The organism is Micromonospora sp. ANENR4 (assembly GCF_015354395.1).
Lineage (GTDB): Bacteria > Actinomycetota > Actinomycetes > Mycobacteriales > Micromonosporaceae > Micromonospora > Micromonospora aurantiaca.
On sequence record NZ_JADKYQ010000007.1, the window covers coordinates 1 to 15,758 of the forward strand.

12 protein-coding genes are annotated in these 15,758 nt (G+C 71.0%); 4 read left to right on the forward strand and 8 right to left on the reverse strand.

Annotation, left to right across the window (positions count from 1 at the left end; all coding sequences use genetic code 11):
- Window positions 1-267: 267 nt before the first annotated feature.
- The gene (locus tag IRY44_RS13465) at window positions 268-2,001 is read left to right on the forward strand and encodes a hypothetical protein (RefSeq protein WP_194800741.1); all 1,734 of its coding nucleotides are present in this window, start codon (window positions 268-270) and stop codon (window positions 1,999-2,001) included.
- Between the two features lie 237 nt (window positions 2,002-2,238).
- Window positions 2,239-2,454: a hypothetical protein gene (locus tag IRY44_RS13470; RefSeq protein WP_194800743.1), complete on the forward strand. Its 216-nt coding sequence runs from the start codon at window positions 2,239-2,241 to the stop codon at window positions 2,452-2,454.
- Window positions 2,455-2,576: 122 nt separating this feature from the next.
- Here the strand turns inward: IRY44_RS13470 and IRY44_RS13475 are convergent, their stop codons facing one another.
- From IRY44_RS13475 to IRY44_RS13490, 4 genes are all read right to left on the reverse strand, one after another.
- Window positions 2,577-4,316 carry a PQQ-dependent sugar dehydrogenase gene (locus IRY44_RS13475; RefSeq protein WP_281600635.1) on the reverse strand — a complete coding sequence of 580 codons (1,740 nt, stop codon included), beginning with the start codon at window positions 4,314-4,316 and terminating at the stop codon, window positions 2,577-2,579.
- Between the two features lie 28 nt (window positions 4,317-4,344).
- On the reverse strand, window positions 4,345-5,406 hold the full coding sequence (locus IRY44_RS13480; RefSeq protein ID WP_194800744.1) for an SMP-30/gluconolactonase/LRE family protein: 1,062 nt from the start codon (window positions 5,404-5,406) through the stop codon (window positions 4,345-4,347).
- A gap of 332 nt (window positions 5,407-5,738) precedes the next feature.
- Window positions 5,739-6,380, reverse strand: a complete 642-nt coding sequence (gene wrbA / locus IRY44_RS13485; protein WP_194800745.1) for an NAD(P)H:quinone oxidoreductase — start codon at window positions 6,378-6,380, stop codon at window positions 5,739-5,741.
- A gap of 48 nt (window positions 6,381-6,428) precedes the next feature.
- Window positions 6,429-9,704: a BTAD domain-containing putative transcriptional regulator gene (locus IRY44_RS13490; protein ID WP_228532059.1), complete on the reverse strand. Its 3,276-nt coding sequence runs from the start codon at window positions 9,702-9,704 to the stop codon at window positions 6,429-6,431.
- Window positions 9,705-9,929: 225 nt separating this feature from the next.
- Between IRY44_RS13490 and IRY44_RS13495 the strand changes: the two genes are divergently transcribed.
- Entirely contained in the window at window positions 9,930-11,093 is a 1,164-nt protein-coding gene (locus tag IRY44_RS13495) for an MFS transporter (RefSeq protein WP_370584931.1), read from the forward strand.
- 79 nt (window positions 11,094-11,172) lie between these two features.
- Here the strand turns inward: IRY44_RS13495 and IRY44_RS13500 are convergent, their stop codons facing one another.
- Complete coding sequence (locus IRY44_RS13500) at window positions 11,173-12,261, reverse strand: epoxide hydrolase family protein (protein ID WP_194800747.1); 1,089 nt, start codon at window positions 12,259-12,261, stop codon at window positions 11,173-11,175.
- A gap of 145 nt (window positions 12,262-12,406) precedes the next feature.
- Between IRY44_RS13500 and ygiD the strand changes: the two genes are divergently transcribed.
- Window positions 12,407-13,252 carry a 4,5-DOPA dioxygenase extradiol gene (gene ygiD / locus IRY44_RS13505; RefSeq protein ID WP_194800748.1) on the forward strand — a complete coding sequence of 282 codons (846 nt, stop codon included), beginning with the start codon at window positions 12,407-12,409 and terminating at the stop codon, window positions 13,250-13,252.
- Between the two features lie 145 nt (window positions 13,253-13,397).
- On the opposite strand, the gene IRY44_RS13510 is transcribed toward ygiD, so the two are convergent.
- The 3 genes from IRY44_RS13510 to IRY44_RS13520 all read right to left on the reverse strand — a co-directional run bounded on the left by IRY44_RS13510 (window position 13,398) and on the right by IRY44_RS13520 (window position 15,753).
- Entirely contained in the window at window positions 13,398-14,357 is a 960-nt protein-coding gene (locus IRY44_RS13510) for a hypothetical protein (protein WP_194800750.1), read from the reverse strand.
- 44 nt (window positions 14,358-14,401) lie between these two features.
- Window positions 14,402-14,917 carry a SigE family RNA polymerase sigma factor gene (locus IRY44_RS13515; protein ID WP_194800751.1) on the reverse strand — a complete coding sequence of 172 codons (516 nt, stop codon included), beginning with the start codon at window positions 14,915-14,917 and terminating at the stop codon, window positions 14,402-14,404.
- A gap of 92 nt (window positions 14,918-15,009) precedes the next feature.
- Window positions 15,010-15,753 (reverse strand): alpha/beta fold hydrolase, encoded by a 744-nt coding sequence (locus IRY44_RS13520; protein ID WP_194800752.1) that lies wholly within the window; start codon window positions 15,751-15,753, stop codon window positions 15,010-15,012.
- Between the last annotated feature and the right edge of the window lie 5 nt (window positions 15,754-15,758).

The window sequence follows — 15,758 nt, forward strand, 5'->3', positions numbered from 1 at the left end:
CAGAACTTCATGGCATCCGCGAGACCGCATTGACCTTCTTCTTCTCTCCTCTGGCTCCTGGTAGAAGTGCGACATGCCCTCACGGCGTATCACGTCACTGGTGGATGAGCGCGGATCGCGACGTGCTGGCTCGCCGCCGTTGCGCGGGGTTTGCCTCGCCGGGGCGGGCGGTGCCTCGGGTTTCATGATCGGTCGACTGCTGCTCGCGGTGCTCAGTGCGGGCACGCAGCTGGTCACGGCAACTCGTCGTCCAGCACTGGAGGTGTGATGAGCGAACCTGCCGAGGTCGACCGCCTGCTCAGCGCCGCCGACGAGATCACCGCGCGGGCCGGTCTCGGCCCGGACACCCGGGCGGCCGTTGAGCAGGCGGTTGCCGCTGCCCGTGGTCTGGGCGATCCGGGGCGTCTGCTGCACGCTCTGGGCCGCGCCACTCTGAACCTCTCTCAGGAACGGCTCGCCGATGGCGGTGACGTCACTGAGCTGCGGGGACAGGCCGAGGAGGTCATCGCGCTCGCCGGCGATCTGCTCTCCGATCCGGACTGGCATGCCGATGCCGTGGTCCGCACCGTGCAGGCGGGCCAGATCCTGGCCGGCATCGGGCTCGTCGATCGCGGGCGCGATGTCGTCGAACGGGTGTGGCGGTTGGTCGCGCCCCGGCCCGCCGACGGCCTCGACGCCTGCCGCGCTCGGACCGCAGCACTGACTGGGCTGGTCACCCTGAGACTCGGGACGGACCCCTCCGTCCTGGGACCGTTGGCCGCAGAGATGGTCGACCTGCAGCGTGGGCTCGCCCGCGACACGGGCGAGGCGGCCGCCGTGATCGACCTGGCGGATGCCCTTGGAATCTTCGCGCGGGTCGCCAGCAGTCTGGGGCGGCCGGACCTGATGCGGGTGGCGCTGACCGAACAGTACTCAGTGGAACAGATGTTCCAGGGTTCCGGAGCGCAGAAGCGACTAGAGCGGATCGAGGCGTCGCTGGCGCAGCTGCGACAAGCCGCGCCGGCAAACCTCGTGGTGCCCGACTCGGGCGCATGGCGGATCCGCCGCTCCTACCTGGACCTGCTGGCCCAGCCCGCACCATCCGGCGTTACCGCCGGCGGGTTCGCGGCTCGGCTGGCGGCGGAGTCGCGGGTGACCGGCCGTGCACCCGGCAACCGCCCGCCCGCTGACCCGTCGGTGATCGCCGATTGTGCCTCCCGGCTCGATCAAGGGATCTCTCTGGCCGACGCAGATCAGATCATTGAGGCCGACCGCGTCCTCGCCGAGCTCGCCGACGAGTTGAGCCTGTACGACGGGGCGACGTCGGACCCGGCCCGGCGGGACGTCCGGCGCCTCTGGTCCGCGGCCCTCTACCAGCGGGCGATGCTCCGGCACCGGATCGGCCACTGCGACGACGCCTGGGACCTTGCCTGGCTGTCCGTGGTCGTTGCCGTCCGGCGGCACGAGGGCCTGCTACGCGGGACTGCCACCGAGCGGGAGGCGCTGGCCGACGCGGTCACTCACATGGTCGACGCCGCCGTGGTCGCGGAAGCCACCGGACGTGACGAAGACCAGATCATGCTGCTGTCCGAGGTCATCGACCGCTGCGCGGACGCGGACGCGGCCTACCCAAGGTTGCGTCGAATCCTCGGCACGGCCCTGCACAATCTCGCCGCCGCGATGCTCGAACGCCAGCAGACAGCGACCGCGGCGCCCTTGGCCGAACATGCCTACGCTATCCGTCATGAGCTGGCCGTGCTGGACCAGCGCGCAGCCTGGGAGTATGCGAACACACTGCTGCTCACCGCCGCCCTCGCCGTCGACCGTCAGGACTGGCGAATCGCCGTCGAACGTCTCAGCGCAGTTGGGCGACTGCTGGTTGCCTTGCGGACGTACCCGGAAGCGATGGCCGGGTATGCAGGACAGCTCGCCATCGAGGTCACCACCCGGGCGCCCGAGCTGGTGGACCGGGCTCGTGCCGCCGGCACCTGGCCGTATCAGACTTGGACCCCTCAGGCGTAGCGCCGCCCGTTCGGCGTGAGACCTCGCCCACGCGCGGGATGCCAAGCCAGGGGTGTCCGGTCGGCGGCTGCCAGCCGGTTACCGGATCTGGCAGGTCCCGGCCGGGCCGATGGTCAGCTGCTCCGCCCCCAGTTTGACGCGAGCCTCGGTAGGGAAGTTTCGCGGACACCTCGATGAAGGAGGGGGCATGGAGACGTCCGCTAGCGTCGGGCGCAGTTATCAACAGCCGACAAGGCCATGCGTGGCGGCGCCTGCTGCAGCGCCAACGCCGAGGGGGCGAGCCTGATGGCTCGCGTCGGTCGCTACGGGATCCCGAGGTTCGTGTGGTCCCTGATCTGGCTCGTCGTCTGCATCTTGATCGTAATCCTGTTGGCCCTGGTCATTCACCACTTCGGAGGCGCCTCTCTGTCGCTCAAGCTCGGCCACTTCTACCTGAACATCGGCGTCACCTGACCTGCTGCCTCGTCGACACTCCGGCGGCGGTCCGCCGCAGTACCGGCCCGGACCGCTCGGAGGGTGCCCGCGCGACGTGGGCACCCTCCGAGGGCAGGCGGTGCCGGATCCCCGGCTCGCCCTCAGCTCGTGGGGCCCGACGTCGCCCCGCCGAGGGTCACCTTGAGGATCTTCTCGTTGCTGTTGTTCGGGGTGCTGTCCTTGTCCCCGCCGGTGCTCGTGGTCAGCCACAGGTTGCCGTCGAGGGTCGGTTCGACGGTACGCAGCCGGAAGTACGTCCCGACGAAGTACTGCTGGACGTTGGTGAGCGTGTTGCCGCTGATCTCCGCACGGTACATCCGGTTGCCACGCAGGCAGGCGATGTAGAGCACGTCCCGGACGATCGCGATGCCGCTGCACGAGGCCTCGGCCACCGGGTACGTCCGGATCGGGGCCCTGAAGTTCGGGTTGGCGCAGTCGCCGGAGGTGCCCTCGCAGGCGGGCCAGCCGTAGTTGCCGCCCTTGACGATGATGTTGGTCTCGTCCATGACGTTGTTGCCGAACTCCTGCTCGAAGAGCCGGCCCTGGGAGTCGAAGGCGAGTCCCTGCGGGTTGCGGTGGCCGTAGCTCCACACGTGGTTGCCGAAGGGGTTGTCCGCGGGCACGGTGCCGTCGGGGTTGAGCCGCAGCACCTTGCCGCCCAGGTTGCCGGTGTCCTGGGCCACGTCCGGATCCTGTCCGTCGCCGGTGGCGGCGTAGAGCTTGCCGTCGGGGCCGAAACGCAGCCGGCCGCCGTTGTGGTACTTGTTGCGCGGGATTCCCGTGACGAGCACCTGCCTGGTGTCGGTTTGCAGCGTGCCGTCGTAGCGGATGCGCACGATCCGGTTGTCGGTCGTGGTGGTGTGGTAGATGTACAGCCAACGGTCGGTGGTGAAGGTGGCCGAGACGGCCAGCCCGAGCACGCCGCCCTCGCCGCTGGTGCCGGCCACGTTCGGCACGGTGCCGATGCTGCGCTTGTCGGTGCCGTCCGGGTTCATGGCGACGATGTCGAACAGGTCGCGCCGGCCGTAGAGGACCGTGCCGTCGGGCAGTTGCACCAGGCCCCACGGCAGGTCCCTCTCGGTGGTGATCGCCGTGGCGCCGCAGATCGGGCTCGTGCAGCCCGAGCCGGTGTGCGCGGTGACCGCGGCGCTCGCCCCCGAGGCGTTGCCCTGGGCGTCCCGGGCGGTCACGGTGTACCGGTAGTCGGTGTCGGGCGTCAGCCCGGTGTCGGTGAACGTGGTCGCCGGCGGGTTGCCGGCGGTGCCGGTGGTGGAGCCGACCGCCGTACCGTTGCGCAGGATGGTGTAGCCGGTGACCGCGACGTTGTCGGTGGAGGCCGACCAGGTGAGGGTCACGTCCGTGCCGTTCACCGTCGCGGCCAGGTTGGTCGGCGTGCTGGGCGGAGACGTGTCCTGCTGGCAGAACGGCGGGGTGACCGAGAGCGTGGAGCTGGCCTGCGAGACGTTGCCGGCGGCGTCGCGGGCGTTGACGTACCAGCCCCAGGTGACACCCTGCACGACGCTGAGCGTTGCGGTCCGCGTCCGGCCCGGGACCGAGGTGACGAGCTGGCCGTCGTGGTAGATGTCGTAGAAGGCGACGCCGACGTTGTCCCAGGAGGCGTACCAGGCGAGCGTGACGGACTGGCAGGTCAGCCGGGTGCTGCGCAGGCCGGTCGGCCGGGTGGGCGGGCTGGTGTCCGCGGCGAGCCGGGCCGTCGGCCGGCTCCCGGTCGCCGGCGCGGCCGTCGCGGCGTTGGCGGGTACGCCGGTCAGGATGGTGCCGGCGCAGATCAGCAGGGCGAGCGGTACGCGGTGTCGGAACTGGCGAGGATTGATCCGCACGGATGCTTTCCTTCCCGGGTCTTCTTGGTCAGTACGGGTAGCCGGGGACGTTGAGCCGCACGCTGTACAGGCCCGAATCGTTCGTCCGGCCGGAGGTGATGTAGAGGGTCTGCCGGTCGGGTCCGCCGAACGCCACGTTGGTGGTGCCGGTGCCGCCGGAGCGGATCGTGCCGAGCTGCGCGCCGGCGGGCGAGTAGACGTGGATCAGCCCGTCCGAGCCGGAGGCCCAGTACACGTTGCCGGCGCAGTCGACGGTGACCCCGTCGGGACCGCCGAGGTAGTTCACGAAGACGCTGCGGGCGCCCGTGCTGCCGTCGGGCTGGACGACGTACTTGTAGATCTTGTTCTCGGAGTAGGCGCCCACGTAGAGCGTGCCGCCGTCCGGGGAGAGCGCGATGCCGTTGGGTTGCCGCAGCCGGTCGTCCACAAGCGACACCTGGCCGCCGGAGACGCGGAAGACACTGGTACGTCCGCTCATCTGGTCGGGTCGGTTGCCGCGCTGGAAGTTGGGGTCGGTGAAGTAGACGACGCCGTCGGACCGGACCGTGACGTCGTTTGGTGAGTTGAACGCCCGGCCCTGGTGGTCGGCGGCGACGGTGCTGCGGGTCCGGTCGCTCAGCCGGTATGCGGAGACGTTCCGCTGGTCGTGGGTGGCGGCGATGATCTGCTGGGCGTCGGGACTGAGTGCCAGGCCGTTGCTTCCGGCATCGGCGATGAAGGTGTCGAAGGTCGCGGGCGGGGTGAACCGGCGGATCGTGGAGGGCTGCACGTTGTACGGCCCGGTGGCCGCGGCCATGTCCGACATCAGCAGGTAGCCGCCGTCGGCGATCCAGACCGGTCCTTCGAGGAACGAGAACCCGCTCTGGATCTTCGTCGCGGACACGAGGCCGGCCGGCAGGGGCGGGCCGTACGCGGCGCCCTCCGGGCAGACTCCTGGTGGAGCGCCGGGTGGGCCGGTGAACGGGTAGGTGTGAACGTTCACATGAGGGGCGTCCCGAGATGCCGGGGGTGCGGCACCGGCGGGGCCTTGTGCGGTGGTGAGCGCCAGGCACAGGCCGGTGAGTGCGGCGATGGTTGGACGCCAGGTCATCGGGTACTCCAATCGGAGTCGGTGAATGCTTGGTGGGGTCGGCCTCGACCCCACCATCACCTATCATTGATCAGTGTCGATGCATATGGAACGCAGCTTAGGCGAGGAAGCGGCGCCCCGCATCAGTTGTCCACGATCACCTTCGGCGCATGCCCCGACAGGCACCCGATGACCTGGCCGGTTGAGCGCTGACACTCCGTACACCTTCGTGGTGACCGCCCGCGAGGCGGCGGGCGACGGGCCCGCGGCCCCACCCGGGTCCTTGACTTCCCGCATCCGCACCGCTTCCACGCCGATGGATTCCGCCGGCATCGGCGAAGGCCGCCTGGCTCCTACCCGAGCCTGCTGTCCGTGCGGGCGGCGGCGAGAGCGGCTGCCATCCGGGTCAGGCGTGCGCCCTGGAAGCAGGCCGTCTCGAGGACAGCTCTGGCGTACTCCGGATCCCGGCCGGCGCGGCTCTCCACCTGGCTGACGCCGTACGGGTTTCCGCCGGCGGCGTGAGCGGTGTCGTAGTTCAGGTAGCCCGTGGGGAGGATGATCGACCCCCAGTGGTGGAAGGTCTGGTAGAGGCTGAGCAGGGTCGCCTCCTGGCCGCCGTGTTCCTCATAGGTGGCGGTGAAGCCGGTCGCCGGCTTGTCGGCCAGTTCCTCCGCCTGCCACGGGACGGTCGTGGTGTCGAGAAACTGGCGCAGCTGGGAGCAGATGTTCCCGAAACGGGTCGGCGTGCCGAAGGCGTACCCGTTGGCCCACCGGAGGTCGTCCAGGGTGGCGACCGGGATGTCGGCAGTGGCGTCGAGGTGGGCTCGCCACTGCGGCTTGGCATCGATGACGTGCTCCGGCGCCAACTCCGCCACCCGGCGCAGGCGGACCTCCGCGCCGGCGTCCGCGGCTCCGTCGACAAATGCCTGCGCGAGCCGGTGCACGGTGCCGGTGGCGGAGTAGTAGATGACGGCGATCCTGGCATCGGTCTGCATGGTGCCTCCTGGGTCGGCTCGGTTCTCGGTCAACCGTGCCGAGCAGGCTTACCGTTCGCTGACGATCCCCTTACCGACGCCGCTGAACGGCTGTTCGTCGAGGTCGAGCTGTGCGCCGCGGCTCATCTCGGCTGTGAGTTCGTCGCTGCCGAGCGCCTCCCGGAGGCGGACGGTGATGCGCTGGACGTCGTGTTGCTCGCCGGGAGGCAGCGGCGCTCCGGCGGCCTCGCGCAGCGTCCGTGCCGCGGCGAGCAGCCGCGCGGCGGGGCGGCTGTCACCGCCGAGGCTGATGGCCCCGGCAAGGCCCTCGAGAGCCAGGGCGATCGCCCGTTGATCCCCGGTGGCGCGCGCCGCGTCGAGCGACTCACGGTGGTGGCGCTCGGCGAGGACGGCATCACCGCGGTGCTCCGCGATGAACCCCAACTCGGCCAGCGCGAGCGCGCAGCCCGGCAGGAAGCCGGCACGGCGGTTCCAGTCGAGCAGATCCCGCTGCTGGGTCTCGGCGGCGTCGAGGTCGCCCCGCCGTCGCGCGATCATTGCCAGGCCCGTGCCGGCGAAGGCGACGGCGGAGGGGCTCGACTGTTCCTGGGCCACCTGTAGCGCGCGGTTGTGACTGACGGCGGCCTCGTCGAGGTCGCCTCTCAACATGGCGAGCCGGCCGATGCATGCGAGCTGCCGGGACACCGACGTCCACAGCCGCAGGTGTTCGGCGATGCGCAGCGCCTCCCGATAGCGCGTGGCGGCGCGATCGTAGTCGCCGTGGATCTCGGCCAGGGTTCCCAACAGGCTCGTCGGATGCACCTGTCCCCAGCGGTCGCCCACCTGCTCGAACAGCGACCGGCTGGTCTCGCAGTCACGCTGCGCGGCGGGCAGGTCGCTGCGGAGTACGAGCGCGAGGTCCGCCCGGATGGCGCAGGCGGCGGCGATGCCCCACCGGTCCCCGCCGGCGCGGAACGCCGCCAGCGCCGCGTCGACCAGGGCGGCGGCCTCGCCCGGATCTCCGGAGCCGAGCATCATGGAGGCGAACAACCACTGCGCGAACGCCTTCTCCGGCCCCTCGGTGTCCTGGTAGCTCTCCAGGATCCGCTGCCGGGGAGCGGTCGGATCGCCGTCCCGGGTGGCGAGAGCGGTCAGCCACATCTGCGCATGTCGCCGCAGGCCGTCCGGTGCGACGTCGTCCTCGCTCCTCGGGACGATGTCCAACGCCGTTCGCAGTGACCGGCTCACCTCTCCGAACCGACCCCGGAGCAGCCGGTACCAGGACAACGAGGTGGCGAGGGTCAAGCCCACGCGGGCCAGACCGTCGGTGGCGGCTACGTCGAGTGCCGCCCGGAGGTTTGCGTTCTCGGCGTCGAGCTCGCGTAGCGCGCGACTCTGATCGTGACCACGTAGCCGTCCGGCGGCCTGCTCGGCGAGACGGGCGAAACAGGTGGCGTAACGGCGACGAGTCGCGGGCAGTTCGGCGGCGCGGTCGAGCTGTTCCAGACCGTAGGCAGCCACCGTCTCCGGCAGCCGGAAGCGTCGCGGACCCTCGCCGTGCCGCACCATGACCAGCGATCTGTCGATCAGGCGTGCCAGCACACCGAGGACCTCGTCCGATGCCACCTGCCCGCCCCCGCACACCTGCTCGGCGGCGGCCAGGGTGGCGCCGTCGGCGAAGACCGCAAGCCGGCGCAGCACCGCGCGTTCGGGAGGCGACAGCAACTCCCAACTCCAGTCGATCACGGCGCGAAGCCCCTGCTGACGCGCGGGCGCGGTGCGCCGGCCGGAGGACAGCAGCCGGAAGCGGTCGTCGAGCCGTGCCGCCAGCTCGCCCGGGTCGAGAACGGCCAGGCGGGACGCGGCCAGTTCCAGCGCCAGCGGTACGCCGTCGAGACGCCGGCAGACGACGGCGACCACATCCGCGTTCCGCTGATCGACGGTGAACCCCGGCTCGGTGGCGCGGGCGCGGGCGACGAAGAGCCGAACCGCCGGAGCCTCGGCGACCTGCCGCGCGCCGGCTCCGGGCTCCGGCAGGCCCAGCGGCGGCACCGGAAAGACGACTTCGCCGGGGATCCCCAGCGGCTCGCGGCTCGTCGCCAGGATGCGCAGGTCGGCCACGGCGCCGAGAAGTTTCTCGGTCAGTTGAGCGACCGGCGCCACCACGTGTTCGCAGTTGTCGAGCAGCAACAGCATTCGCCGGCCTCGCAGCGCGGCGACCAGCCGGTCCATCGGCTCGCGCGGTGATCGATCACCGGGCAGGCCGGGCGGGCCGTCGTCCCGGATCTCGAGCGTCGCCGCCACCATGTCGACGATCTCGGCGCAGGTCGCGTGGTCGCCGCAGTACGGCTGGCCGGCCAGCTCGACGAGCCACACTCCAGCGGGGAACGTGTCACCCAGCGCACGAGCGGCCTCGATCGCCAACCTGCTCTTTCCCACCCCACCCAGACCGGTCAGGGTCACCAGCCGCTCGTTCGTCAGCCGCTCCCGCACCGCCTCGACGGCCGCGTCGCGCCCGATCAGCCCGCCGTACGGACCAGGCGACAGAGGCGCCGGCAGATTGGTCCGGGCCGGACTCGACGCCGGTGCCGGCGGCTGGAGGGCGGGATCCTGGCGCAGGATCGCCCCGTGCAGCTCGACCAACTCTCTACCGGGATCGATGCCGAGTTCGTCGCGCACCTGCCGACGGAACTGCTCGTAGGCGAACAGTGCCTCATGCTGGCGTCCCGAGCCGTACAGGGCGCGCAGGTGCGCGGCCCGTAGTCGCTCACGCCACGGGTGGCGTGCGACCAGGTCGGTCAGTTCCCCGGCGAGCAGATGGTGCTCACCGAGATCGAGCCGGGCCTCGGCCAACTCCTCCAGCGCGGTCAGGCGCTGGTCGTTGAGCCGCTCGACCGACTGGCGGACGAATCGTTCGTCACTGAAGTCGGCGTACGGGGAACCGCGCCACAGCGACAGGGCTTCCGTCAGCGTCGCGGCCCGCACAGCCGGCTCCCGCTGCGCGCCCGAACGTAGCAACAGAGCGGCGAAGCGTCCGGCGTCGACCGATTCCGACGGCGTCCGCAGCCGGTAGCCGGCTTCCCCGGACTCGACCAGCGCACGGCCACCCGCCTCGCCCGCCCCCAGTGCGCGGCGCAACTGCGACACCTTGGTCTGGAGCGCCCCGAGCGCGTTGCCGGGCGCCTCGTCACCCCAGAGATCCTCGATCAACCGGTCGGCGGTCACCGGGCGTCCCTCGTGAACCAGCAGGTCAGCCAGCAGACCACGCACTTTGAGGCCGGGCACGGCGACAGGTGTGCCGTCCGACGTCCACACCGCGACGTCGCCCAGCACTCCGAACCTCATCGCTTCACACTAGCCAGCCGGCTGTCCCGCCCCGCGAACGTCCACCGACCACCGGTCCGCTCACCGGGAAACGGCGCGGGGTCACCGACGCGTACGTCAGCCGGTCATCAGCCGGTGGTAAGGAGCCCCCGGCAGGCTGAATCCAGCCGACACCGGAGGAACGACATGGATCAGCTACAGCGGCGCCGAGCCGCTTCCCGCCACAGGCAGCTCGCACCAGGGCGGGTGGCCACACCCTGGCTCGCCCTGCTGGCCGGTCCGCTGTCGTTCGGGATTGCCGCACCGGCACTGCTGCTCGACGACCTGGCGCGCGCGACGGGTAGCGGGGAACAGGCCGCGACCGCCGGTGTGACCGCCTTCGGCTGGGGGATCGCGTTGGGGACACCGCTGCTGGCGGCGCTGCTCGCCCGTCGCGGCGTACAAGCGGTCCTGACCGTCGCGTCCGCGCTGGTGGCCGCGGGGACGCTCATCCTCGTGCTGATCCCGAGCGTGCCTGCGATGGTGGCCGGTGCGGCGGTGCAGGGACTCGGGTCCGCCGGCCTCACCGTGACCGCGATGAAACTGGCCGACTCGGCCCGGCAGATGGGCGTGGTCGCCGCGTCGCTGGCGGTCGTCGGGGCCACCGGTCCGCTGACCGGCGCACTGATCGCCGACGTCTCCTCGTGGCAGGCGGCACTGGCGTTGCCGCTGCTGGCGGTGCTCGCCGTGCCCGCGGCTCGCCGCGGCACCACCTCACCGGACGCGGTGCCGGCGCCGTTCGACGTCTTCGGAATGACCATCCTGGCCGTGCTGGTCACCGCAGCCGTCCTCATTCCGCACCGGCCGCTGGTGGCCGGCTCGGCCACCGTTGTACTGCTGCCTCTGCTGGTGTTCCGGACCAAGGTCCGTCCGGACGGCTTCGTGCCTGCTGCGGTGGCACGGAACGGCCGGTTCCTCGCGGCGTGCGCGCTGGCCTTCGCGCTGGGAGTGGGGAACTTCGCCCTGCTCTACGCCGCGCCGGACCTGCTGCGACAGCACGCGGGATGGGCAGGCACCCGGAGCGGGATCGTGCTGCTGGCGCCCTACCTGATCGGCGGCGTCTGCTCCGGGTTCCTGGTCGCGGCATCCGTGCGAGTGTCACGCCGCGTCGCGGCCGCCACGTTGCTCGTCACCGGCGCCGCCGCGCTGCTGCTGGCGGCGATCACCACCGCCGTACCGCTGCTGCTCGCGGCGATGACGCTCGGCTCCTTGGCCGCCGCGACCGGCCAAGGCGTACTCGCCCTGCACGCGGCCGGCGTCGTATCCGCCTCCCACCGGGCCGAAGCACTGGGTCTGTTCAACCTCGCCTACCTGCTCAGCGTTGCGATCGGACCAGTGGTTGCCGTGACGCTCTCGCACCCAACCACTTGAGGGCCCCGACGCGCAGTTCACCGTCGGCCGCCTCGGGCGTCGTGGCCTGCGTGGCGCGGCGTTCGGTTGGGCTTCTGGATCACCGCAGTGCGTTGAAGAAGGCGCGCAGATCGGCAGCGAGCAGATCGGGCTCTTCCTGGGCGAGGAAGTGGCCGCCGACGCTGGGCTCGCGCCAGTGGGTGAGGTCGGCGTAGGTGCGTTCGGCGAACGACCGGGGCAGGCCGGCGTCCTCCACGCTGACCGTGATGCCGGCGGGCACGTCGACCATCGGCAGATGCGGGGCCAGGTGGTCGTCACGGTAGGGCCGGAAGGACGTGCCGATGCAGTTGGTGACCCAGTACAGCATCACGGTGGTCAGCAGCTCGTCGAAGCCGAACCGGCGGGAGATGTCACCGCCACAGTCGCTCCAGCGCTGGTACTTCTCGACGATCCATGCGGCCAGTCCGGCCGGCGAGTCGCTCAGCGCGGCCGCAAGGGTGTCGGGCCGTGTCTCCTGGATGATTCCGTAGCCCCAGTCATCCTGGGCCTTCGCGTCGAGCATGGCGACGAACGCCTCCTCGGCCGGGCTGAGGTCGCCCCTGCGGTCCGCCGGCGGGAACTTGATGTGCTGCGAGAAGACCCCGATGACCCGATCTGCGTGGCGGGCGCCGAGCCACGTCGTCACGCCGGATCCGATGTCGCCACCGTAGGCGCCGAAGCGGTCGTAGCCCAGACGGGTCATCAGCTCGGCCCACACGTCCGCGACGGCCGCCTCGGTCGTCGGGCCCTCGGCGAGCGCTCCGGAGAAGGCGAAGCCGGGCAGGCTCGGTATGACGAGGTCGAAGTCTGCGAGCCGGGACACCAGGGGCAGCATCTCCGTGTACGTGCTGGGCCAGCCGTGGGTGAGGATCAGCGCCGTGGCGTCGGGCGATGCCGAGCGGACATGAACGAAGTGGACCGGCGTGCCTCGGATCGTGGTGACGAACTGAGGGTGCCGATTGAGGGCACGCTCGACCGCACGCCAGTCGAATCCGTCGAGCCAGTACCGCACCAGATCCGCCAGGTACCCGGGGTCGGTGCCGGCGGCCCACGGCTGTCCCGGGGCGGCCGGCGCGAGCCTCGTCCGCGAGAGCCGAGCGCGCAGGTCGTCCAGGACGGTTTCGGGCACATCGATGCGGAAGGGCGTCACCCGCTCATGGTCCCATCGCCAGGAGTCACTCGGCAGCCGCCCGAATGGGCAGCCTGCCGGGGAGCGTGATTCAGGCCGGAACCGCTGGAGGCGGCACTATCGTGTTCACGTGCCTTCAGACGTACATCCGGCCCTGGATGTCTTGATGCCCGCGGCGTTCCTGGGCCACGGCAACCCGATGAACGCCCTCGAGGTGAACCGGTACACCTCCGCATGGAGAGCCTTCGGCGCCGCGGTGCCGCGTCCCCGCGCGATCCTGGTGGTCAGCGCACATTGGTACATCAACGCCACGGCCGTCACCGCGATGCCCCGGCCGAGGACCATCCACGACTTCTACGGGTTTCCGCAGGAGCTGTTCGAGGTGCAGTACCCGGCGCCGGGGCTGCCCGAGCTGGCCGAGGAGGTCAGTGACGTCGTCCATCCGACCTGGGTCGGGGCGGACGTCGACAGCTGGGGCATCGACCACGGCACCTGGTCGGTGCTGATGCACGCCTTTCCGGACGCGACGATTCCCGTCGTCCAGCTCAGCATCAACGCCGACAAGGCGATGGACTACCACCTTCAACTCGGCGCCCGGCTCGCTCCACTGCGCCGGCGCGGTGTGCTGATCGTGGCGAGTGGCAACGTCGTGCACAACCTGCGCGGCATGGACTGGGCGCTGACCGACGACGGCTTCGACTGGGCGCGACGCTTCGACGAGGACGCCAAGGCCCGGATGCTGACCGACCCGGGCGAGTACGCGACCCTCGACGCCCACCGGGACTTCCGCCTTGCGGTACCGACACCGGATCACTTCATCCCCGCGTTGTATCTCGCCGGTCTGGCCGCCGCCACGGACACCCCCGACACCGAGGTCCTCGTCGACGGCTACGCCTACGGCTCGCTGTCCATGACGGCCTACACCCTGGGCATGTCCTGTCCACCGGCCGCCGGCCGGGGCGGATCCCCCCAGCCACCGCCCGGCCTGCCGCCGGACGGCTCCAACATCTGAGGGGGCGCCGGCTGGTCGAATGCTCTTATGGATCAAGGTGCGGTCGCGGTCGGTCCGGTGCTCGCCGCCGTACTCGTCGCTCTCGTGTCGTCGCCGTGGCGACGGTGCGGGCCGGAAACCCCCGCCGCAGGCGGGAGTGGTTCGGTCAATCCTTTGTGGCCCGCTCGGTCGCGGCACGGTCGCTCGCCACGATGAGGTCCAGCAGTTCCTTGCCCAGCCCGGCCGCGATCCGGACGCGACCGCCGCCGGTCGAGATCGCCTGCGGGCATGTCGCGTCACCCAGCATCACTGTGACTTCGCCGAGGTTGATTCCGACCGCGCCGGGCTTCTGCAGTGTGCATTCCTCTCCTGCGGGCACGGGGTCGCGCAGCGCGGCGAGGGATGTCCGGATCTGGTTCAGCGTCTCGGCGTCCGTCGCGACGACCATGCCGTTTGTGGGCGGCGCCTCGGTGGTGGCGTTGGTGATGCGGTCGGGCAGCACCAGGCCGCCGGAGGCCGGGGCCGCCGGGCCGGCGGGCCAGGTGACGTGCTTGAGCAGCTGCTCGCGGCCCTTCTCGTCCCCGGAGATGAAGGCCGTCGTCGCCTGAATCTCGTCGTTGAAGGCGCGGTAGGTCCACACGGACGGGATTGCGTACTGGTTGGGCTGATCGACTTGGATCAGCTGCCCGTCCTTGACGACCAGCCGGTTCGGGCTGACGGCCGCGGCGACGCCCTGCTGCACGACAGCCATCCACGCCTGGCCATCCGACTTGCACCTGAAGGGTGCGGCCCCGGGCGGGACAGACGTCGGTCGCGTGGCCCGGGGATCCCACTGTGCGGCGAGGTAGACGGTGTGCGGCTCGGCGGTGCAGGGATCGAGGGTGGTGACCTCGCTCGTCCGCCAGCCCTCCGGAACGGCGACGGACAGGCCACCCAGGCTCACCGTGGCCCCCGCGGTCTCGGACCCCTTCGGGGGCGCACTCACCTGGGGCAGGGCCACGACGGCCGCGACCGCGGCCGCGACGGCGACGGAGCCGGCAGTTCCGAAGGCACGACGGCGGCGCTGCACGCTGCGCCGCCCGAGGCGGACCAGCCGGGAGGCGGGATCGGTCTCGGCCGGCGTCACGGAGGCGGCTACGCGGTCGAGCAGTTCGCTGACGTGGGTGGGATTCACGGCGTCTCCTTGGAGGATTCGGCGAACAGACCGCTGGCGCGAAGCGCCGCCAGGGCACGGGACGTGCGGCTCTTGACCGTTCCCACCGCGACGCCGAGGGTCTGCGCCACCTCGGCCTCGGAGGCGTCGGCCCAGAACCGCAACACGAGCACCACCCGCTGGTCGGCAGGCAATCGCCGCAGACTGGCGAGCACCTGCACGCTGAGATCCGACTGATCCGCGAACCCACCACGGGACGCGTCCGGCAGCTCCCCGGTCGGCACCTCGTCGCGCCAACGCCGGCGCCTGGCCCGCATCGCGGCACGGATCATCACCTGGCGGACGTACGCCTCCGGCCGCCCCTCCGGCACGCCCAACCGGTGCCACGACCGGTAGGCCGCGATCAGACCCTCCTGGGCGAGGTCTTCACCCAGCCGTCCGTCACCGGTCAGCAGCACGCCGAAGCGAACGATCTCGCGATACCGGCCGGCGACGAATTCCTCGTAGCCGACAGGTTCCGCTCTGCGAAGCAAGCCCATACCTCATTAAGGGACCTGGACCCACCCGATGGTTCCCCCGTGTCGGTGCCCGGGTGACCCGGGTACGGTCGCCCGGGCACCGCGGGCTATGCCGTCGGCCTGGCTTCGTGCAGGATCCGGGCCAGCTCGTCCGGCCGGCTGAGCATCGGCCAGTGCCATGTCGGCAGTTCCTCGTACCGCCACGAATCGCCGGCCATGTGCCGGCACAGCGGCACGGTGGTGGCCATCTCGCGTGCCTGCTCGGCGGTGAAGCTCGACAGCACGCCGAGGCGGGGCAGCTTCTCCCACGCCCCGGTGAGCCGTACCGGGGTGGTGGCAGTCGCCCACGGTTGTGCCACCGACCGCTCATCGAGCAACGCGACGACCGAGTCATCCACGTCTGCTGCTCCCGCCGCCAGTTCGGCCCACGGCGGGGGCGGCAGCCGCCAGCCGTCGCCGTGTTCGGCGACCACCGCCGCGTTGCGTTCACGCTCCGGGGGCGGGCTGAAGTCCTCGTTCGCCGCCCCGTCGGGCAGCGGGCCGGTGTCGACGAACACCAGTTGGGCGATGCGGTCGGTCATGCGGTCGGCAACGGCTGGCGTCACGACCGCGCCGGCGTAGCTGTGCCCGACGAGAACCACGTCGTGCAGGTCCTCGTAGCGCAGCAGGTTGACCACGTCGGTGACGTGGACGTCGAGGTCGGTGTCCGGGCGGGCCAGGTGGGCGCGCTCGCCAAGGCCGGTCAGGCTCAGCGGGTACACCTCGTGGCCGTGCGCGCGCAGGGCGGCGGTGACGGGGCGCCAGGCCCATGCGCCGAGCCAGAACCCCGGAACCAGTACGAAGGTCGTCATGCCTG